The following is a 19,921-nucleotide window of genomic DNA, read 5'->3' as shown; positions in this document are numbered from 1 at the left end:
TTGTTAGTTTGGATAGTTATAATATTTCTTATGAGTCCAGTTTTTTACGTTCTTTTTAAATATGATCTTTATTCTGGTGGTTATGGTGGTTCTTTTTGTTGCTTCATTTGATACTTTTTGAGGATGCTTTTAATTATTATTGTGTAAATATTTTTAACTCTTCGTACTCCTTATATTGTTCTTTGTACTCCTGAATCTTCTTATCCTTGGAAAAATGAGCTCTTTGTTCTTCGATTGCTTGTTTCCCCTCAATTTTGTTGTTATCCTGATTTTGCTCCAATTGTAAGGACTCTTGGTGGCTCTGCTGTGACTGATCAATTTCAAAAATTTTAAAAAATCATTTGTCAACTTCTTGGTGTTGATACAAATACAACTTTGAGCGATTGTGATGCAATAAAAGAATATTTACAACGTCTTGTTCAATTTTTTGGTTTGTCTGCTCAAAATGAACCAAACGAAAATCTAAAACTAATTTGTTATTTTTTAGGTGTTGATATTAATGAAAATGGTTTAAAAGATTGTGAATTATCTAAAGATTATGTAAAAAGAATATCAACAATGTTGGGAGCGTAAAAATGCCAATTTATAGAGTGCAATTAAAGCAAGGACGTAGAACGATTACTAATCAAGTTGAAGCTAAAAGCGTTGCCGATTGTCTAGCTTTTTTTAATGAGTTAACGACCATGAAAGTGAGTGAGATTTTAAAGATAGAATACTCTGACGATACTCAATCTCCAATAGATGATTTCGGTTACTGGGCTGTATTCAAAGGCATTATTAAAACGAATGCAAATATGAGTCACCAAATCGTGCTTAATAATGTCAAGTTAAATAAAAATGAGGGTGATATAGCTCTTTCATGCCGTAACCATTTAGAGGTAGGCGGGTTTAATGTAACAAGTATTGTGACTGGATTGTTCAAAAGGTCTTAGAGATTAGCCTACATGTAGGCTCACGCCTCTCTTTCTCTTTGTCAAACGCAGAATCCAAACTTAACAAAGTTAAAGCTTTAAAAATAAAGCTCCCGCCACCCGCTAGGGTATAAGGGGCATTAACCAAGAATGGGACTATGTCCCACTTTTGGTTAATGATAGCCCCGACCAAAAAGTGCGCTTTGCGCCAAAACACACGTCTAAACTGAGTGGCAGATTCGAACGCCAAACACTCCCTAAAATACATAAAATTTCACAAACTCCACCCTAAAAGCCCGCTCTTTGCTCTTCTATCTCAACAATGGTTAAGTGACTAAGCGATGGGGCGTGAGCTCCCTTTCTTCTATATTGCTTTATCAATGAATGTATAATTTTCTAAAGCTTTGATTAAATCAGCTTTGTTTTTTGTTATTTCCTTCATGTAGTCAAGGTTTGTTTTTCTGTGTGCCGTTATATTGCTTTTACAATAAACGTAGCTCCCTGATTGATAAGCTATTTTTCCACATGTAAGACATCGTAACTCACTTAATGTTGTACTCGTGACATTTTTTAATCCAAAACTACTTTTTAAAAACGTTTGACAATCTGTTGCAGATACTGCCATTTTTTCCCCTTTTTTTGATCTTAAATTTGATTTGAATGATATTTTTAAAAATGAAATGTCAATACCACTTATCGTCAATCCTCTTCTTTTCGTTGTTTTGAAGCACCTATATTGACATTTGAAAAAAACTTTTAAACTTCTTCCCATGTTTTGCAAAACAAAATCAAACGCAAAGGTCAACCAATGATTAAACAAAAAATTGGCGGAAGAAACGTCAATACTGTTTCGGCTTCAGGTAGTGTGGCGGATATGACTGCTCTGGGTTCAATCCTGGAGGGTGAGTTGACTTTTTATGAGTTAAAATTTGAGGGTGGCACATCTGCAAATCCATCAGTTCTTAACGCTAAAAAGTTTAGTGTAGGCAAAAAATATTTAAGCGGTCAAAGAAAAAGTGCTAGCGTGTCTATTCCTCACGTTAAACCTACAAAATCTTTCGCTGAAATTCAAACGGCTGTTATCGGACAATTTGATGAGAGTTTTGACTCTTTAACGAAATGTGAGTATTCAAACTTATTCTATGATAAGAAAGAGGCGTAATCATGGCAAAAACATTAATTAAAAATAAACTTGGTGCGAAAACAAGTTCGTTTAATCTTCCTTGTGATGACACTGTTGCGAGTGGCTTTTGTGCTTCTTTTCTTGATGGTGAATATGTTGGATATGCTGAGACTTCAAAAACTGGTACAGATACTCCAACGAGTTACAATCTTGTAAACGTTGTGATCTCAAACACTGCGGGTTTAAAAGCTTATCTTTCAATGGCGGTTAAATCAGGCAAAAGCGAAGATGATATTTACGCTGTTCTTGCTGGTCTTACTTTCAATGGTGTCAAAGCAGATAACATCTCAATTATCAGCATGAGAAGTGTAGCGTAATGACTTTTCAAGAGTGGTTTTCGTTTGGGCTGACTTTAATTGGTCAGCTCGTTATCGTTGTAGCAATAATCGCAACTCTTAGAGAACGAGTAAAACGTTTAGAGTTCGATGTTAAAAACTTGTGGGAAAAACAAAACGAAGCAAAAGAAAAACACGAAATGATCGTTAGAATTGATGCTAAGCTCGATATGCTTATCTCTCAATTCGCTCAAAAACAAGGTTAGAGGCTTAAACGCCTCTTTCCACTTCAAACATTAAAAAATACACAATCTTTCAAAAAAACACCCTTTACCCCTTGACATTCATCATATAATCTCATGCAAAGCCCCTTAATGAGAGTAGCTTTGATTGTAACGCTAAGCAAGCCAAAAAATGCTTACATGGTAAGATTAATGAAGCAGATCAACGAAGAATGTGGCATAATTGCACACAAAAAATTAACAAGGAAAAACGTTTGCATCCGACCATTGAAACCTTTTTAGCCAAGCTTACTGCACTACATCAACTTGAACCTCGAAATCTCCCCAATGACGTTTTACATGTAATGGTTTCTATGAGCCCTGAAGAGCTTTTTAAAACCTGCACGCAAATGGCTGTTCTTCTCAACAATATCCCTTCTCAAACAGAACCGATTACCCTCACGGAAGAAGAGATCGCAACCTTGGCAGAAGAGTATTTAAAAGGGATTTTAAAACGATTTCGCTGATGGGTGGTAGTTTTCGCTCAGCATGCGAGCGATGCTTTTAGCCATTAACGCATAGCCATCGGCATTGGGATGAACCTTGTCAGACTTAAGCGTGGTCTCATTGTCAAAGATTTTTTTAAGACTGCTATCTTCGATCTCAATGGCATTCTCTTTAGCCACTTCATAGTAAAATGATGGCACATCGAAATTTAAAATACCAAATGTTGGTACACCGACCAAGAGAACATAAACACCCTTTTCTTTGGCCAATTTGATCATTTCATTGAGATTATGTTTCGTTTGAGCCACATCAATTTTACGTAAAATATCGTTGCCACCATGGCATAAGACTAAGATGTCTGGTTTATGGCGTTCAAGAACACTAGGCAAACGTGCCAAACCTTGTTCACTCAGTTCTCCATTGACACCTTCATTGATGACCGTTACATGTAAAAGATCTACTAAATCAGAAGGATAGCTTTTTTCGCTTGGTGCTCCATAGCCAAAAGTTAGGCTATCGCCAAAAGCAAGCACTTTGGTATCTAGCGGTAACGAAAGACTTTGCACATCGACTTCTTGCCTACTTTTATAGTAGTTGATGCCGATAATGAGAAGAATAATAAGAATGATGTTGCGCAAGTTAAATAGTTCCATAGACTCATTGTACTTAAAATATCGCTGTTTTTAGCAAAGAGGCGGTACAATGGCACACATTTTTTCAAAGAGAGATTACGGAATGAAGCAAGAACGGATTGATTTAATTGGTATTGTATTTTTACTCATCGCCATGCTAACATGGGCAAGCTCTTTTATCGCCCTTAAAGCCGTCCTTGGCGTTCTTGGACCCATGAGTGCCATGTTTGGTCGTATGACCATTGCCAGTCTCTGTTTCGTCTATTTTATCAAACAGTTTTCTACGTTTGAATTTACCAAAAAAGACATCAAATACATTCTCCTACTCACCTTTTTTGAACCCTGCCTTTACTTCATTTTTGAAGCCAAAGCACTGCAACTCACCACCGCTTCACAAGCGGGTATGATTACGTCCATGATGCCTCTCATGACGGCGATTGCAGCGAGTTTTGTTTTAAAAGAGTACCTCAGTAAACGTGTCGTTATCGGTTCTGCTTTAGCCGTCGCAGGAGCTGTTTGGCTTAGCCTTGGAGCCCAAAGTAGCGAGCATGCAACCAATCCACTCTTAGGTAACTTCTTAGAATTTTGCGCCATGGTCTGTGGTACATGGTATGCCATCTCGGTGCGTTACCTTAGCCAACGCTTCTCCGCCCTCTTTTTAACGGCCGTCCAAGCCTTTGTGGGAACACTTTTCTTCTTCCCTTTAGCACTTTGGGAATCATGGGGTGTGCCACTTAACCTTTCATGGGAAGCCTTAGGATGGCTATGTTATCTTGGCATCGTGGTAACCCTGGGTGGGTATGGCATGTTTAACTTGGCGTTAAGCCGTATCGAAGCAAGCCGAGCCTCTGTATTTGTCAATCTTATTCCTGTTTTCACGGTGCTTCTTGCCTACTTCTTCTTAGGTGAAGTGCTCAGTCAAACGGAGATGATGGCAAGCTTTGTCATCTTTGGAGGTATTATTATCTCTCAGCTACCACGCTTTCGGGCAAAAGAGAAACTCAATTAGGCTTTTACATGTAAAGCCTAATTGAGTGTTTTTACGAACCTAAGAGACTTTGCAAAACAATTTCAATCAGTATAACCCCTGCAATAAGCGCTACAATAACCGCTAAAAGTTGAGACTTCTTCATCGGGATGAAAGCGCTAATTTAATCGCTAAGGCTGCAAAGACAGTACCTGCAATACGGTTTAAGATTTTCTCACCATTTTTAGTTTTGCTAAACCAATTTCCCACACGTCCAGCTAAAAGTGAAACCAGCGTAAAAACGACAAAGGAGCAAAGCATAAAAAGTGCCCCAAGCATAAAAATTTGACCCGTCACATTGCCTACTTCGGAGTTCGTAAACTGTGGTAAGAAAGCTAAGAAGAAGATAGAAACTTTAGGGTTGGTAATGTTCATAAAAATGCCACGTTTATAAAGAGCTTTCAAGCTTAGTAGGCTTTTGTCAGACTCCAGTTTACTCTTGCTGGCATCTTTAAACGCCATCAATGCAAGGTATAAGAGGTACGCAGCTCCTACAAATTTGAGAATGCTAAAAGCAAGAATGGACGTTTGAAAGATAACAGCAACACCGAGTGCTACGGCTGTTGTGTGAAATACAAGTCCACTGCATAGCCCTAGGGCTATCACGATGCCAGAGCGACTTCCTTTAGTCATCGACTGTGTTAAAACAAAGAGTATGTCAGGTCCTGGGGCAAGCGCTAAAAGTGTTGAAGCACCTACAAACATCACAATCGTTTGAAAATCGAGCATCAAACTCTCCTTTTACATGTAAAAATAAAAGTGTATGATACCGCCAAATGCCTTAGACGATACTCCCGAAAATTTATTGACTATTTCGGAGTATAATAAACTATAAATGATAAAGGAGGTCATATGGACAATACACATTCCTACTCTTTGATTGAAGAGATTTGGCATAGTACCATCCATGGTATTGGGTTGCTACTCAGTGTAAGTGCTTTAAGCATTATGTGTGTGTTTGCAGCTCAAAGCGGCGATGGCGCAAAAATTGCTAGTGCGCTTGTTTTTGGACTCTCTTTGATAGTCATGTACGGTGCTTCAACGCTCTACCACGCTATTTGCAGTCCTAAGACAAAATCCATTTTGCAACAAATCGATCATTGTGCCATTTTTATTCTCATTGCAGGAACCTACACACCTATCTGTTTACTTGGTATTAAAGGTGAAACGGGTTGGATACTTTTTGGTATTGCATGGGGAATTGCCGCACTGGGTGTCAGTCTTAATATTTTTTTCCCTCAGCGTTTTCGTCGCCCCTCTTTAGTCCTCTATGTTCTTATGGGATGGATGGTTGTCGGTGCCGTTAAAACACTCATTGCCAATCTTGATACCCTCACCCTTTCCCTATTAGCGGCAGGGGGTTTGACATACACCATTGGTGTTATTTTTTATGTTTGGAGAAAACTTTACCTCAACCATGCTATTTGGCATTTTTTTTGTTTTAGGAGGAAGCGTGCTTCATTTCTTCGCAGTTCTATTTCTTATTATGGATTAATTGCGATTCTTTATCGAGTCTTTATCATTTATTCTCTATAAAATAACTAAGGACTTTTCTTAACAATAAACCAAAAAGGGGTGTGCAATGAATATCTATGAATACGCAATGAATGTCGAAAAAAGATGGTGAGAGATACTACCGAGAACTTGCATCTAAAACAGATAATGTAGGCGTAAAATCAATCCTCACAATGCTGGCTGATGAAGAGGCAAAACACTATGTTATCTTTGACAAAATGAATAAAAATCAAGTGATACCGACACAGCCTACTGTGGATATTTTTCAACACACACAAAACATCTTTCAAAAAATGCGCAAAGAGAACACCTCTCCTCGTTTTACACAAGATCAAATAGAGTTTTATAAAAGCGCTTTACGCTCTGAAGAGAGCAGTTACAAGTTTTATACTGAAAAAGCTTTGATGTTGGAAGAGGGAGAACAAAAAAAAGCATTTTTGCGTATTGCAGAAGAAGAGAGATCGCATCTTGTACTTTTAGAAAATTTGGTTGAGTATGTCAGTGCACCTGAAAGTTGGGTGGAAAGTGCCGAATTTAACCACTTAAGCGAAAAATTTGTTCAACAAAGAGCGTTATAATCTTTATATGTAAAGAGATGTCCAAAGGCATCTCTGAATCGTTTTCTTAGATCAATTTATCAAATCCAATCACTTTCTTAAACTTTTCAATCCCTGCTGAAATCACCAAACAAATCCCTAAAAGCACTGCAAAAATGAGCACCGGATATTTGAAACTATAGATAAAATCAGGAAAATAGTAATAGTAAATAAAGGTATGAAACAAGAAGATGTTAAAAGAATGAATGCCTACAAACTCAAACGCTTTTTTAGCTACCGATGAAAAAACAACCAATTCTGTCGTCCAAAGAATCAATAAAATCGCAAAGAAAGCATCGGCTCGGGTGCTATCAAACAACCAGCCATTTTGCCTATACCATGCAACCGCTATGGTTAAAATCAAAAGCGTTATAAAACGAGCTTTACCTTGTTTATCAAGCCAAACTAAGAGTTTGACAAACCCATCTTTTTGCGAAAGATAAACACCTACAGCAAAGGGAAATATCCAGTCATTGACTAAAGGGATAGGCACAAACATAAGCCATGCACTAAACGCTAAGAAGCTAAGAGGGTATTTTTTAGTGAGCGTATAGACCAGAGGGAAAATAGCATACAACACGATAATAAGGCTCATAAACCACCATGTTGCGTTATAGCCATACCCTACCCATGTAAACATATGAACACCAAGCATCTGCAGTAAAAAGCCTTGAAATACATGCTCACCGTAAACGCTAGAGAGCGATCTGTCCATAAACCACACACCGATAGGCACAAAAATAAGTGCTATCAGCCAATAGTTCATGTAAAGCTTGAGCATTCTACGTTTGTAAAAAGCACCCAGTTCAAGCCCTCTTTTTTTAACAGACTCTGACAAGCCGTACCCACTGAGTACCACGTAAATGCCCACGCACACTTTGGCTAAAAGCGCTGCTTGAAAAACGATCAAACCCATTTCGGGTTTTTCATAGAAAAGATGATGCCACAAAATCAGCATCAGCGCCATTCCTTTACTTGCATTGGTGATGGAGACATCAAACTTTTCTAAAACCATGCCCGCTCCTCTAAATTTTCGCTTGTAATTTTTCTAAATTTTCCTCGATAGCATCGTCTTTGTACACCGCACTAATGAGAGAGTACATCGCAATATCGTAGCATGAAAGCAGTTGAATATTTTCCGCATTAATTCCCCCAATCGCACAAATAGGCACACTCAGCTGTTCTTTTGCCATTTTAAGGATTTCAGGCGCTACCATTTTAGCGTGAGGTTTGGTGCGGGGAAGGAAAGAACGCGCCAAAGGCAACGTAGTCTGCTCCAAGGTTAGCGTATTTTTTGGCACGTTCTAGGTCACCATAGCATGAAACGCCAATGATTTTATCTTCGCCTAGTCGTGCTCGCGCTTCTTCGTAACTGACATCATCCTCACCGACATGTAAACCATCAGCATTGATTCTATAGGCAATTTCCAAGCGATCATCGATGATAAAAATCGCCTCATACACATCGCACAAAGCTTGAAGCCTAATACACTGTTTTTCAGCTTCTTCATCACTGGCATATTTATCACGGTATTGGATGACTTTAACGCCCGATTTTAAAACACGTTCAACTTGTTCAAGCATGCTTTCTGTTGGGGTTAGCGTTGCATCGGTAAGGACATAGAGTCCTTTGAGTTGTTCTTTGTCTAACATGGGTACTCTTTGTATTTTTGCAAAGATTGTACAGACTAAAAGCTTAAAATGCCCAAGTAATGTTGCTTTACTTGAGCACTTTGAATCTCTTATGACTTGAATTTACCCAGTTCATTATTGAGGTTTTCAGTCATGATATGTAAATGTTCCGAAGCTTTGGAAACATTGTCGATACTTCCAACATTTTCCTTTGAAATCATTGTAATTTGTCCCATTTCATCGACAATTTTTTTGATTTTTGTAGAGGTAGACACAAAATCACTGACGGTATAATGACTCTCGTCAATCGTTGCATGAATAATCTTTGAAACATTATTCATCCCCTCTTGCAATTCTGCTGTAATGTTTGCAAGGGATTGCACTTCTTGAACATTTTGAGCAATGTCTGTGTTAGCATCCATAATAGATTGAACCACTACATTGATCGTCGCATCAATTTCCACTAAACTTTTTTGTGTACGTTCTGCCAATTTTCGCACCTCATCGGCAACTACGGCAAATCCTCGTCCATGTTCCCCCGCACGAGCTGCTTCAATGGCAGCATTGAGGGCTAACAGATTGGTTTGATCTGCAATATCACGGATAATGCCCAAGACATCCTTGACCTCATTGGCATTTTGGCTAACATTGCTAAGACGTTCTGCCAAATTTTGCTCTTTAGCGGCTGTGGCTTGCATCGTCGCTTCGAGTTGTTCCACTTTGTTTTTGACTTCTACGATATCATGTTGCGTGTGACTGAGTGCTTCTTGTGAACTTTGAGCTTTCGTTACCGAAGTTTCTAAGCTTTTGACTAAAGCGATTCCATCCTCTTTCGTGTTTTCCATGATTTTTGATTCACTGTCTACATTGCGTACCACTTCAGAAGCCGTTCGTGAAAGCTCTTCTGAGATTGAAGCATTTTCATTGCTGATAGTTTTCGATTTTTTCACAATTTCATGTAACTTCTCAATGAACTTATTGATATTGCCTGAAACGCGCGCAAATTCATCATTGGAAGCGGTACTTAGCCTATGACGAAGATCACCTTCATTGCTTGAAAGCTCTTCGACCATACTGTTGAGCCGATCCAAAGGACGAAGCAATATTTTAATCAATACAACCATAATACCCATAGAGAAGGCAAGCATCACTATCCCAGCAATGAACAGTTCACTCATCTGTTGATTTAAAAAACTATAGGCGATATTTTTATCATAAATAATGCCCATTTTCCACGATGACTCAAGAGAGGTGTTAAAAGAGAAGATTTTTTCATCGCCTTGATATGAATAGTAGATAAGCCCCTCTTTATTGGTGCCAAATTGTTCGGATACACTAGGCGCAATCGTACTAAACGCTTTTCCTAAGAGTTTGGCATCAGGATGGGCAATCATCACCCCTTTGCTATCTTGTAAAACACCATACCCTCCACGGAAATTAACATTGCCAATGGCTTTAACCAGCGCATCTAAACTGATATCAACACCCAAAACACCGATCAATACTTTTTCTCTTACAATCGGTGCCATCACTGTCACAATGGGTTTGTTAGTAGTAGCATCAATATAAACATCGGTAATTCCCAATTTTCCTGTCTGCTTGGCTTTAATATACCACGGTCTCACACGTGGATCGTATCCCGCAGGCAGTTTAGATCCAGAACCCATCGTCATACTGCCATCTTCTAATCCAACATAAGAGTCCATCGCCCCTAAAACTTTGGTGGTCTCTTGTAACTTAGCAATGAGATCATTGGGTGTCATCAAGTCAATGTCTTGCATAAAACGCGCCGTACTCTCAACACCATTTTTCTTGGTACTGATCCAAAGATCAATATAATCGGACAAGGATTGTGAAGCCATGTTGAGCGTGGTTTCAATCTGTACTACACTATTTTTTTTCGTATCAAAGTAGCTAATCATACTAAAGATACTCAAACTCAAGAACATTAGAACACCGAGCGCTCCAATAACTTTCCCTTTAAATGACATGTGTTCCCCCTTAAAAAGCTATGAGACATTATATATAAAAAAGTATTGTGCCCCGATACATCGTTGCTCACTTTTTGTCCATAAGATTGAGTCATACTTTAGACAATATTTTTGATACGGACCTATTTTTGGAGAATGAAATAGATATGAAGGAATACAACTGTGCACGAAACGCTGCGCTACACACGAACGAATAGATTTAAAATTGTATGTGAAAAAGTCCTCTGTTGGATTTTTCAAATCCTAATTCTTCGTACGGTATCGAGGCATTTTCGCTCAAGAGCATCACTCTTTTGCAGCCTGCTTTGGTACATGAGGTGATGGCATATTCAAGCAATTCTTTTTCCATAGTATGCTCTTTGGCGTAAGCTTCATCCACGATCACCGCTTCAAACAGCGCTACTTTTTCCCCTGATGTCACCGATACATTGGTAAGAACTGGCAGCACGCCTACTATTTTTGTCTCATTTAGCGCGAGAAACAGCGAGTGGGTCGTTGCGTTTTGAATCATTTCAGAGACAATTTTCGCTCTATTGTGTGCCTGCTTTGGAAACGTAGCCTGAAGCAATTGGCAGATATTGGGAATATCTTCTTGTGTTGCGATCTTAAAGGTCGTGGGACTTGGCTTGTGAGCAGATTCGTACGCAATGAGGATTTTCTTGCGCTCAATGCCCCAACTATAACCACTCATCGCCCCACTTTTAGCAATAACACGATGGCAGGGAATAAGATAACCGATGTGATTTTTCCCGATGGCACTGGCAACGGCGCGCACCGCATTGGGCTGTTCGATGAAATTGGCAACATCTTGGTACGTCGTCACTGCCCCATTGGGAAGGTTCAAAAGCGCTTTCCAGACATTGATCTGAAGGTTCGTGCCTTTCACCAAAAGATTGTACTTTTTATTGTTGATGAAAATATTTTCCAAGTAAGTCTGCGCTTTAAGATCATCATGAATCAGATTGGCATTTTCCCACAGCTCTTTAAACCGTGTAAAAATCGCCTCTTTATTTTGGTCAATAAACCCCAAATAGCAAATGCCCTTGTCGGTATAAGCGATCAACGCTTCGCCAAAAGGTGTGATGCCAAACCCATACGTGATGATGACATCCCTGCCCTTTTCGCGCCACTCTTTGGGTGTCACACCAATTAAATTGACAAAAAGTTCGTGCAACCTGCTGACACTCGAGAGCCCAATGTCCAGTGTGCTGTCTAAAATAGACTTGGACTCTTTGATGTGCTCTTTAGCGTAATTAAGCGTCACCGAGTGCAAAAACTGTTTGGGTGTCACGCCCACGTACTCTTTAAACACGCGGATAAAATGGTATTTGCTCATGCCGATACTGCTGGCAATCACATCGATGGAAGGCTGTTCTTTAAAATGCGCGTCGATATATTTGATCGCTTTTTCAATCAATTGATAATTGGTATGCAACACTTCCATCTCTCTCATCTCACCCCTCCTTCATCATTTTGTCATTTAATACGTCGCACTTTCGTATACTTGGAAGTTTTGCAAAAGCGCCACCAACTCTTTTTTGATCTTTACATGTAACGCTAAATTATCTCTATTTTCCAACACATCGCAAATACGCCGCGCGATCCATTCAAACTCTTTTTCTCTCAACCCAAGCGTCGTTAATGCCGCAGAACCGATGCGAATACCTGAGGTTAATTTCGCACTTCTCGTATCGTTTGGAACACTGTTTTTATTCACGGTTATACCTGCATTTTCCAAAGCGGTGCTCGCCTCTTCGCCTGAATAATCTTTGTTTAGTAATGATACCAAAATCAGATGGTTATCGGTTCCACTACTGACCAAATCAAAACCCCGCTCAAGCATCACCTCGCCCAAAACGCTGGCATTACGTTTGACTTGCTTGGCATACTCTTTCCACTCGGGCTTTAACACTTCACCAAACGCCACCGCTTTTGCCGCGATAACATGCAACAAAGGACCACCTTGCAATGCGGGGAAAACGGCAGAATTGATCTTCTTTGCCAGCGCTTCATCATTGGTCATAATCACACCACCTCTTGGACCTCTTAGGGTTTTATGCGTCGTAGACGTCACCACATGCGCATGCGGAAACGGACTCATATGCTCACCCGCGGCGACAAGTCCTGCAACGTGCGCGATGTCAGCAAATAAAATCGCACCCACCGCGTCCGCGATCTCTCGAAACTTGGCAAAATCAAGCTCACGCGCATACGCCGAAGCACCGCAAACGATCATTTTAGGCTTAACAATCTTCGCGATCTCCAAAACCTTGGCATAATCAATCAAACCATTTGCATCCACACCATAGCTAAACGATTGATAATTTTTACCCGAAAAACTCACCTTCGCGCCGTGCGTTAAGTGACCACCTTGCTGTAAATCCATACCCAATAATTTATCGTTTGCATTTAAAAGTGCCGCATACACCGCACCATTGGCTTGGCTACCCGAATGCGGTTGCACATTGGCATAGCTACATCCAAAAATCTCACACAGTCTGTCAATGGCAAGTTGCTCGATTTCATCCGCACATTCACATCCATTATAATACCGCTTTTGTGGGTAACCCTCCGCGTATTTGTTGGTAAAAATACTTCCCGTTGCTTCCATAACCGCACGCGAGGTAAAATTCTCACTCGCGATCATCTCAAGATGCGTCGATTGCCTCTCAAACTCATTGTTAAGAATCCTAAAAACGGCATCATCGGCTGTGGCTAAACGATCATTGTTAATAAAACTCATCTGATCTCCTTTATAGTTAATTGAAGACAGTTTAGCCATAAATGTCCTTTCACTCAATCCAAAAATTGCCAATTTAGTTTCATTAGAGCAATTTTTGGATTATCCTTGCAAAAGGGATAAATCTTTCAATTTTTTGCCTCTCTTTTCCTTTACATGTAAAAGTTAAAAATTTAACACTGACCCTTTATTTTTAGATAAACTATATTCAAAAAGAAGAAAATAGAGGATGCCCTAAATGATAAAAAGCAATATATTCCTATTCACAATAATGTTTATAGTTTCAGGGTGTTATATGGGACCTTCAACATATGAAATTTTTAAGAAAAATATGGACTTACAAATAGGACGTGGGCTCTATCCTGGCATGAGTGATAGGAAAAAAGTCTATGATGAAGAGTATGATATATATCCTGCAGAGTACCCAAAAGGATGTAGTTGGGGTTACTTAGTTAAGAAGAATGATGAAAAGAAAACTATTGTTGGCTGGAAAATTATTTCAGGAGAAGATTACTGTAAAGAGCAACAAGCATATGCGCTTATCCAATAATAAAGAAAGTAGTCAGGCTAGAATGGCAATCAGAATTAACAGAATGGTTATAGGAGACGAGGGCTAAACGTTTAATTTTCAACCCTCCCTTTTCTTTACATGTAAAAACTTTTTGAGTTTGCCTATCATTTTAAGCTTTCTCTAATTTGAGTTGGTTTAATATATGAGCAATTGTTCATATGAGCATTTGTACATCAATTTAGAGGAGAAACCGATGAGCGATGAATTTTGCAGTTGCGACATTGTGCATGAAAATGTCATCGAAATGGTCAGAAAAAAGATGCCTCAAGAAGAGAAGCTTTATGACCTTGCCGAACTTTTTAAAGTCTTTGGCGACACGACGCGCGTGAAGATCATCTCAGCGCTATTTGAAGCTGAGATGTGTGTTTGCGACATTGCAGAGCTGTTGCATATGACCCAGTCTGCCATCTCGCATCAACTCCGTGTCCTTCGTCAAGCACGACTTGTCAAGCACCGTAAAGAGGGAAAAGTCGTCTTTTATTCACTCGATGATGAACACATCAAAACCATTTTCAACCAAGGCTTAGAACACATTTTAGAACCACGAGGATTTGAGTATGCAATTTCATGAGACCGCTCCTAGCACCCAAACCTGCGACGCGACAACGGGAAGTTGTTGCAGTAGATGCCAGCCCATTGTCCCCGATGTACAGGCACATCACCACGTCCAACATCACGAAGGACTTGATGATTCCAGTTTGATGGAAATGTTCAAATCATGGCAGTTCATCACGTTTTGTATTGGTGCGGTGCTGTTTATCTCCGCCGTTTTGATGGATGAGAGCAATCCCTTGATGTTTTGGACGTATTTGATCAGCTTTTTCTTAGTGGGTGGCGAAATCCTCTACATGGCGGTCACCAACCTTTTTAAAGGGCATGTGTTTGATGAAAACTTTTTGATGGGACTTGCAACCGTTGGAGCGTTTAGCATCGGTCAGTACCCTGAAGGTGTTGCGGTGATGCTTTTCTTTCGTGTGGGTGAATTTTTTCAAGACTTAGCGGTCGATCGCTCTCGCAAGTCCATCACGAAACTGATGGACATACGCCCCGATTTTGCAAACCTTCAAAGTGAAACGGGGGAGCAAAAAGTAGCTCCAAGCGATGTTGCTTTAGGCAGCCACATCATCGTCAGACCTGGGGAGAAAATACCACTCGATGGCGTTATCATCGAGGGTCGCTCCACGCTTGACACCTCAGCCTTAACGGGAGAATCTCTGCCAAAAGAGGTTGCAGTGGGAAGCGAAGTGCTCTCAGGCACCATCAATAAAACGGGTGTTCTCGTCATTGAAACGACCAAACTCTTTGCAGAGTCTACGGTTTCTAAAATCTTAGACCTTGTACAAAATGCCAGTGCTAAAAAAGCCAAAACAGAGCAGTTTATTACCACATTTGCGAAGTATTACACGCCGCTTGTCGTCATCTCCGCCGCCCTCCTTGCTTTTTTGCCTCCACTGTTGATGCAAGACGCGCTTTTAAGCGACTGGTTTAGACGCTCCCTTGTTTTCTTGGTTGTCTCTTGCCCGTGCGCACTCGTGGTTTCCATACCGCTGAGCTTTTTTGGCGGCATCGGCGGTGCATCTAAAAACGGCATCTTGGTGAAAGGCGGCAACTTTCTAGAAGCCCTCAATGGCGTTGATACGGTCGTTTTCGACAAAACAGGAACGCTGACCAAAGGCATTTTTAGTGTCACGTCCATCACGGCACTTCAAGGGCACAGTGAAGCGGAAGTTTTACGTCTTGCGGCACTGGCTGAAATGCACTCAAACCACCCTATCGCCCTTTCCATCAAACGCGCGTACACCGAACCTTTAGAAGCGATGGTCAGCGAGTATGAAGAGCTTGCAGGCTATGGTGTTAAAGCAACGATAGAAGGCAAAACCGTTTTGGCAGGCAATGATAAACTGCTTAAAGAGCAAGGCATTGTACACGAGACACTTGACACGCCCGATACCGTTGTGCATATCGTCATTGATGGCGTACACGCGGGTTATCTCACCATTGCCGATGAGCCCAAAGAGGACAGCAAACAAGCTATTTTAGCGCTTAAGGCACTTGGTATCAAAGACATTGTGATGCTCACAGGCGATAATAAAGCAGCCGCCGATAAAGTTGCCAAGGAGTTAGGCATCGCACATGTAGAAGCCGAGCTGTTACCGCACCAAAAAGTTGAAAAACTTGAAGAACTGATGGTACGAAAAAATGGTAAAGGTAAAACTGTCTTTGTCGGCGATGGCATTAACGACGCACCTGTTTTGGCACGCTCTGACATCGGTATTGCCATGGGTGGTGTTGGCTCAGATGCGGCGATTGAAGCAGCCGACATTGTCATCATGACCGATGAGATCAGCAAAGTCGCCACCGCGCTTAAAATAGCGCATAAAACCCATGCCATCGTATGGCAAAATATCATCTTTGCACTTGGGGTTAAAGGCATTATTTTGATTATGGGCGCAATGGGAATTGCGACGATGTGGGAAGCGGTCTTTGGCGATGTCGGTGTTGCGCTCATTGCAGTGCTGAATGCCACACGCGTGTTAACGCATAAATAAATTCTCAAAAACGCTCTTTGCAATGAGGAGCGTTTTTCGTTTTACATGTAAAGTCTTTTGCGTCTAAAAAACTTTACATGTAAACATCAAAAACTGCTAAATAATTGGCTTCTGACGCTTGGTGTAATACATCGAAGGAAGTACCAAGCCAAACGCAATCGCAAATAAAATACTAACTGCATGCAAGCCATTTTGGATAAAACTAGAGAGCAAAGCATCGGTCACGCCATCGGAATTCATCGAAACAAGACTTATCATCATCTCATACGCATACGTACCGGGAATGATCGGAATGATGGAAGGGACGGTATAAACGGGTCTGGGCATCACATAACGACGTGACCAGAAAACACCAATAATCCCAATCGCCGTCGCGGCAATAAAGGTTGAAAGTTCGATGGAGAAATGGTTGTGCATCAATACTTCTCTAAAACCATAGGTAAAAGCGCCACCCACTGCACACAATGGCAACGCAGAGCGCGGAACATTGAAAATCATCCCAAAGCCCACAGCAGGAATCGCCGCCCACAAAGAATTGAGTAAAAGTGTCACCCAAAGTATCATTACCATCCTTTAATATCCAAAAGTCCCATGGCAAGCATGATACCAAGCGATGACATCAGCGTCAAAAGCGTTGCTTGCGTCCAACGCCCCCACCCCATGCTGATATAGCCTTTGAACGCATCTAGCATCGAGTTGATATAGGGAAAACCTGGAACAAGTAATAACACACTGGAAGAGAGAACAATACTTCCGGTGCTACTAAGACCATGGTAAAAAGAGAGACTGGCGATCATTGTACATACAAAGGCTGTAAATGCAAAAACGATCAATAAAGAGTAATTACGAGAGGAGAGTTCTCTGCGTACGATCATTCCCACCGATGCGGCTAAAAAGGTAATGCAAACTCCCGCCCAATCCGCACCTTGTAAATGGCTAAATGCCGCACACGAAAGCCCAATCATCGGAATAATCACCCATGCAGGATACGGATTGGAATGAATGTTGGCAAGCTTTGTCTCCACCATCATAATATCACGAGGGTTTTGCTCCGCTGCAATGCAGATCGTGACGATTTGATGCACAATGGACATATTAATCGGTTGCTCATGCGCACGTCTTGTGGTCGTAACCGAAGAGTCACCAATGAGTGTTGTGAGGACAATAGCAGAGGGAATCAGCGAAATCTCAATAGACGTACACCCAAGTGCTACACCCAAACGAGAGGAAAGTTGCTCTATCAAACGGCTTTCTGCTCCGTATTCAAGAAGCATTGCAGCAACTCTGACAACAACCGTAGTGATTCTAGTCTGTTCTTCCTTTGAAATCGTGGGAAATCCTTTTAACATTCTATGAAAAGCATCATAGTTAAAATTAGGTTAAAACTTAAGAGAATGAATCTTTTTAGCTTTACATGTAAAACGTTTTGAGTGTTAAAAATTTAACCGTGAACGCAAACGCTATTTAAAAAATTTATCTCGAAGTGTTGCGAGCCATCCGTCTTTAATATGCTCTTCCATAGGCGAAATTTCTCTTTTGTGCAGCATCGCTTGAACAGCCTCTTTATAGTCTGTATCTTCGTGTTGAATATGATTGACAAGCCACATTTGAAGATCCATCATCAACTGTTGTGAAATATCTTCACCGTTTTCATAGCGTTCTTTAAAGAAATTAATGCGCTCAATAAACGAAAGATGAATCTGCTTATGCGCTTCTAGTTTGCGATACCCCGCCTCCTCCATCATACTCTCTTCAAATGCAAGATGAGAAACAGTATAATCCTTCAACGCCGCAAGCACTGCACGAATTTTTGCTTTGTCGTGATAAATCGAAATTGTACCCAGTTCATTAATATACTCAATAATACGCTTGTGCTGATTATCAATAATGGCAATACCAACCGAAAAAGATGCGTCCCATCTCCAATATCCCATTGCTATTCCTTTGAAATTGAATTCTAAATGCAATTCGAAAGATTATAACATAAACATAGAGAGGAAAAAGGGAGAATTTATTGTGAAAAGATAGACTGTTTTTATTTCGCTTTTTTAGCTTTACATGTAAAGAGTTTATCTTCCAACGCTTTTCACTTCTATAACCATCATTTCGCTACAATAGCGCATTTTAATTCTGGAATGTCGATGAAAAACATCTGTAAAATGGCTCTTTTGGTCATTACGTTTTTACATGTCATCAAACTTTTTATGCCAGTAAATTTAGAGCTTTTGACGTTTTTTACTGCGCTTCTGTTTATGCTGGGTCTGTTCATGCAAAAAAAAGGGTTTCGTACCATTACCCTGATCTTTTTTGCCTTAGGCATTAGCATACTTGTTTATTATAAACTACCTTTTCCCCTTTGGATAAGCTCACTCACTTCTATGACCAACATCATCGCCATTATCGTGGTAATGCAGCTTTTTGCCATTCCCATTGAAGTCGGGCATTACAGCGATACCATTGAGTATTGGCTCAAAAAGCTTTTTAAAAAAGAGAGTTCACTCTACCTTTTTGCCATGCTTGTCACCAACCTTTTTTCCAGTTTTTTGCTGTTTGGAACCGTTCCTGTAATGGTTTCACTCTTTAATAAAGCGCTTAAAAATAATGTTCGTGACCACCAACGCTTTTTTGCAACCGCCATTATGCGAGGGTATGCGCTTGTGCTTTTTTGGGCTCCGGGGGCGGTGATCATGCTCCTCGTGATGCAAGTCACCCATGTTTCGTGGTCACAGCTATTTCTTCCAGGATTACTTTTAAGCATTATCGGGTTACTGACCTCTTATGGTTTGGAACACTTTTCAGGGTTAAATAAATCCATCGTTACCAAACCTCTGCCTGAGACATCGAGTGTTGCCCAAAACGCACCAAAGCAAACAGCGCACATTATTCTTGTCGTCATCGCTCTTTTAGTGTTGATCTCGTTGTTTGAGGCGTTTTCTATCGGTTCGGCAACAGGGAGAATTTTACTTGCAGGGCTTCTTGTCTCAACGATTTGGATCGTCTCTTTTTTCAAAAATGCCGAACTCAAGAGCGTTTTAAGTCTCTATTGGAAAGGTGGCATTACACAGGCGACCGATTTTTCAGTCTTTTTTATTGCAGTTGGACTGTTTGCAGGAGCCGTCGATCATAGCGGTATATTAAGCCACATCCAACCACTTCTGCAAGGAAGCGTCAATCATCTTGGTCTTTACTCCATCATCATCATTCCTCTTCTATTTATACTTATCGCCGTTTGTGGCATTCATCCTTTGGTACTTGCGGTGATGTTTGGCAAAATTTTACTCGCGGTTTCGCTTCCACTCTCTTCCGTTTCCATTGCGCTCATTTTGACGTTGTCGGCGTCTATCTCGTTTATCATCTCACCGTTTGCAGGAATGTCACTGATGACCGCCAAATTTTTAAACGTCACACCGATGGAAGTTTCTTTGAAATGGAACCTCCTTTTTTGCACTATTTTTTTTAATCGAAGGACTCATTTTTGCCTATGCTTGGCATGGATAGTAGAGAGATTTTGTCACACTTTTATTATTGTTTAAAAAATAATCAAAAAAGTCCTCTATTTTCCTCTTTCTGT

The 19,921-nt window shown here is 40.5% G+C and carries 25 protein-coding genes; 13 read left to right on the top strand and 12 right to left on the bottom strand.

Going from position 1 to position 19,921, the window contains the following annotated elements; all coding sequences use genetic code 11:
* The first annotated feature begins 375 nt into the window (after positions 1-375).
* Both Sdiek1_RS14790 and Sdiek1_RS05630 read left to right on the top strand, forming a co-directional pair.
* Complete coding sequence (locus tag Sdiek1_RS14790) at positions 376-573, top strand: hypothetical protein (RefSeq protein WP_151897980.1); 198 nt, start codon at positions 376-378, stop codon at positions 571-573.
* Positions 574-575: 2 nt separating this feature from the next.
* Positions 576-932: a hypothetical protein gene (locus tag Sdiek1_RS05630; protein ID WP_087438290.1), complete on the top strand. Its 357-nt coding sequence runs from the start codon at positions 576-578 to the stop codon at positions 930-932.
* A gap of 343 nt (positions 933-1,275) precedes the next feature.
* Here the strand turns inward: Sdiek1_RS05630 and Sdiek1_RS05620 are convergent, their stop codons facing one another.
* Positions 1,276-1,536: a hypothetical protein gene (locus Sdiek1_RS05620; RefSeq protein ID WP_087438288.1), complete on the bottom strand. Its 261-nt coding sequence runs from the start codon at positions 1,534-1,536 to the stop codon at positions 1,276-1,278.
* Between the two features lie 183 nt (positions 1,537-1,719).
* On the opposite strand from Sdiek1_RS05620, the gene Sdiek1_RS05615 reads away from it, so the two are divergent.
* From Sdiek1_RS05615 to Sdiek1_RS05600, 4 genes are all read left to right on the top strand, one after another.
* Positions 1,720-2,073 (top strand): hypothetical protein, encoded by a 354-nt coding sequence (locus Sdiek1_RS05615; RefSeq protein ID WP_087438287.1) that lies wholly within the window; start codon positions 1,720-1,722, stop codon positions 2,071-2,073.
* A 2-nt stretch (positions 2,074-2,075) separates the two neighbouring features.
* On the top strand, positions 2,076-2,411 hold the full coding sequence (locus Sdiek1_RS05610; RefSeq protein WP_087438286.1) for a hypothetical protein: 336 nt from the start codon (positions 2,076-2,078) through the stop codon (positions 2,409-2,411).
* On the top strand, positions 2,411-2,635 hold the full coding sequence (locus tag Sdiek1_RS05605) for a hypothetical protein (RefSeq protein WP_087438285.1): 225 nt from the start codon (positions 2,411-2,413) through the stop codon (positions 2,633-2,635). Before Sdiek1_RS05610 ends, Sdiek1_RS05605 begins: the two co-directional genes overlap by 1 nt.
* Before the next feature lie 230 nt (positions 2,636-2,865).
* Positions 2,866-3,117 (top strand): hypothetical protein, encoded by a 252-nt coding sequence (locus tag Sdiek1_RS05600; RefSeq protein WP_087438284.1) that lies wholly within the window; start codon positions 2,866-2,868, stop codon positions 3,115-3,117.
* On the opposite strand, the gene Sdiek1_RS05595 is transcribed toward Sdiek1_RS05600, so the two are convergent.
* Positions 3,100-3,750, bottom strand: a complete 651-nt coding sequence (locus tag Sdiek1_RS05595) for an arylesterase (RefSeq protein WP_087438283.1) — start codon at positions 3,748-3,750, stop codon at positions 3,100-3,102. The two genes, Sdiek1_RS05600 and Sdiek1_RS05595, sit on opposite strands and share 18 nt — an antisense overlap.
* 49 nt (positions 3,751-3,799) lie before the next feature.
* Between Sdiek1_RS05595 and Sdiek1_RS05590 the strand changes: the two genes are divergently transcribed.
* Positions 3,800-4,738 carry a DMT family transporter gene (locus tag Sdiek1_RS05590; protein ID WP_238099176.1) on the top strand — a complete coding sequence of 313 codons (939 nt, stop codon included), beginning with the start codon at positions 3,800-3,802 and terminating at the stop codon, positions 4,736-4,738.
* Between the two features lie 120 nt (positions 4,739-4,858).
* Here Sdiek1_RS05590 and Sdiek1_RS05585 read toward each other — a convergent pair whose 3' ends face one another.
* Positions 4,859-5,485: a LysE family translocator gene (locus Sdiek1_RS05585; RefSeq protein ID WP_087438282.1), complete on the bottom strand. Its 627-nt coding sequence runs from the start codon at positions 5,483-5,485 to the stop codon at positions 4,859-4,861.
* Positions 5,486-5,608: 123 nt separating this feature from the next.
* Here Sdiek1_RS05585 and trhA point away from each other — a divergent pair, with 123 nt between their 5' ends.
* Positions 5,609-6,292 (top strand): PAQR family membrane homeostasis protein TrhA, encoded by a 684-nt coding sequence (gene trhA, locus Sdiek1_RS05580; protein WP_202819588.1) that lies wholly within the window; start codon positions 5,609-5,611, stop codon positions 6,290-6,292.
* Positions 6,293-6,363: 71 nt separating this feature from the next.
* Entirely contained in the window at positions 6,364-6,849 is a 486-nt protein-coding gene (locus Sdiek1_RS05575; RefSeq protein WP_087438281.1) for a ferritin-like domain-containing protein, read from the top strand.
* 46 nt (positions 6,850-6,895) lie between these two features.
* Here the strand turns inward: Sdiek1_RS05575 and Sdiek1_RS05570 are convergent, their stop codons facing one another.
* From Sdiek1_RS05570 to Sdiek1_RS05550, 6 genes are all read right to left on the bottom strand, one after another.
* Complete coding sequence (locus Sdiek1_RS05570; protein WP_087438280.1) at positions 6,896-7,882, bottom strand: acyltransferase family protein; 987 nt, start codon at positions 7,880-7,882, stop codon at positions 6,896-6,898.
* Between the two features lie 10 nt (positions 7,883-7,892).
* Positions 7,893-8,060 (bottom strand): beta/alpha barrel domain-containing protein, encoded by a 168-nt coding sequence (locus Sdiek1_RS15430; protein WP_256363568.1) that lies wholly within the window; start codon positions 8,058-8,060, stop codon positions 7,893-7,895.
* 25 nt (positions 8,061-8,085) lie between these two features.
* Positions 8,086-8,520, bottom strand: a complete 435-nt coding sequence (locus tag Sdiek1_RS15425; protein WP_256363567.1) for a thiamine phosphate synthase — start codon at positions 8,518-8,520, stop codon at positions 8,086-8,088.
* Positions 8,521-8,609: 89 nt separating this feature from the next.
* Complete coding sequence (locus Sdiek1_RS05560; protein WP_087438279.1) at positions 8,610-10,490, bottom strand: methyl-accepting chemotaxis protein; 1,881 nt, start codon at positions 10,488-10,490, stop codon at positions 8,610-8,612.
* Positions 10,491-10,689: 199 nt separating this feature from the next.
* Positions 10,690-11,943 carry a methylated-DNA--[protein]-cysteine S-methyltransferase gene (locus Sdiek1_RS05555; RefSeq protein ID WP_087438278.1) on the bottom strand — a complete coding sequence of 418 codons (1,254 nt, stop codon included), beginning with the start codon at positions 11,941-11,943 and terminating at the stop codon, positions 10,690-10,692.
* A 27-nt stretch (positions 11,944-11,970) separates the two neighbouring features.
* Positions 11,971-13,233 carry a serine hydroxymethyltransferase gene (locus Sdiek1_RS05550; protein ID WP_087438277.1) on the bottom strand — a complete coding sequence of 421 codons (1,263 nt, stop codon included), beginning with the start codon at positions 13,231-13,233 and terminating at the stop codon, positions 11,971-11,973.
* Positions 13,234-13,525: 292 nt separating this feature from the next.
* Here Sdiek1_RS05550 and Sdiek1_RS05545 point away from each other — a divergent pair, with 292 nt between their 5' ends.
* The 3 genes from Sdiek1_RS05545 (at position 13,526) to Sdiek1_RS05535 (ending at position 16,350) form a co-directional block, all read left to right on the top strand.
* Positions 13,526-13,780 carry a hypothetical protein gene (locus Sdiek1_RS05545; protein ID WP_087438276.1) on the top strand — a complete coding sequence of 85 codons (255 nt, stop codon included), beginning with the start codon at positions 13,526-13,528 and terminating at the stop codon, positions 13,778-13,780.
* A gap of 214 nt (positions 13,781-13,994) precedes the next feature.
* Complete coding sequence (locus Sdiek1_RS05540; RefSeq protein ID WP_069477689.1) at positions 13,995-14,372, top strand: ArsR/SmtB family transcription factor; 378 nt, start codon at positions 13,995-13,997, stop codon at positions 14,370-14,372.
* The gene (locus Sdiek1_RS05535) at positions 14,359-16,350 is read left to right on the top strand and encodes a heavy metal translocating P-type ATPase (RefSeq protein ID WP_087438275.1); all 1,992 of its coding nucleotides are present in this window, start codon (positions 14,359-14,361) and stop codon (positions 16,348-16,350) included. Before Sdiek1_RS05540 ends, Sdiek1_RS05535 begins: the two co-directional genes overlap by 14 nt.
* Positions 16,351-16,446: 96 nt before the next feature.
* On the opposite strand, the gene Sdiek1_RS05530 is transcribed toward Sdiek1_RS05535, so the two are convergent.
* The 3 genes from Sdiek1_RS05530 to Sdiek1_RS05520 all read right to left on the bottom strand — a co-directional run bounded on the left by Sdiek1_RS05530 (position 16,447) and on the right by Sdiek1_RS05520 (position 18,284).
* Positions 16,447-16,914, bottom strand: a complete 468-nt coding sequence (locus Sdiek1_RS05530) for a threonine/serine exporter family protein (RefSeq protein ID WP_087438274.1) — start codon at positions 16,912-16,914, stop codon at positions 16,447-16,449.
* Entirely contained in the window at positions 16,914-17,699 is a 786-nt protein-coding gene (locus Sdiek1_RS05525) for a threonine/serine exporter family protein (protein ID WP_087438273.1), read from the bottom strand. The genes Sdiek1_RS05530 and Sdiek1_RS05525 overlap by 1 nt, the downstream gene beginning before the upstream one ends.
* A gap of 111 nt (positions 17,700-17,810) precedes the next feature.
* Positions 17,811-18,284 (bottom strand): bacteriohemerythrin, encoded by a 474-nt coding sequence (locus Sdiek1_RS05520; RefSeq protein ID WP_087438272.1) that lies wholly within the window; start codon positions 18,282-18,284, stop codon positions 17,811-17,813.
* Positions 18,285-18,491: 207 nt separating this feature from the next.
* On the opposite strand from Sdiek1_RS05520, the gene Sdiek1_RS05515 reads away from it, so the two are divergent.
* Positions 18,492-19,883 carry a hypothetical protein gene (locus Sdiek1_RS05515; protein ID WP_087438271.1) on the top strand — a complete coding sequence of 464 codons (1,392 nt, stop codon included), beginning with the start codon at positions 18,492-18,494 and terminating at the stop codon, positions 19,881-19,883.
* Positions 19,884-19,921 lie beyond the last annotated feature (38 nt).

The organism is Sulfurospirillum diekertiae, assembly GCF_002162315.1.
Lineage (GTDB): Bacteria > Campylobacterota > Campylobacteria > Campylobacterales > Sulfurospirillaceae > Sulfurospirillum.
This window is presented reverse-complemented; position numbering and strand designations above follow the sequence as displayed.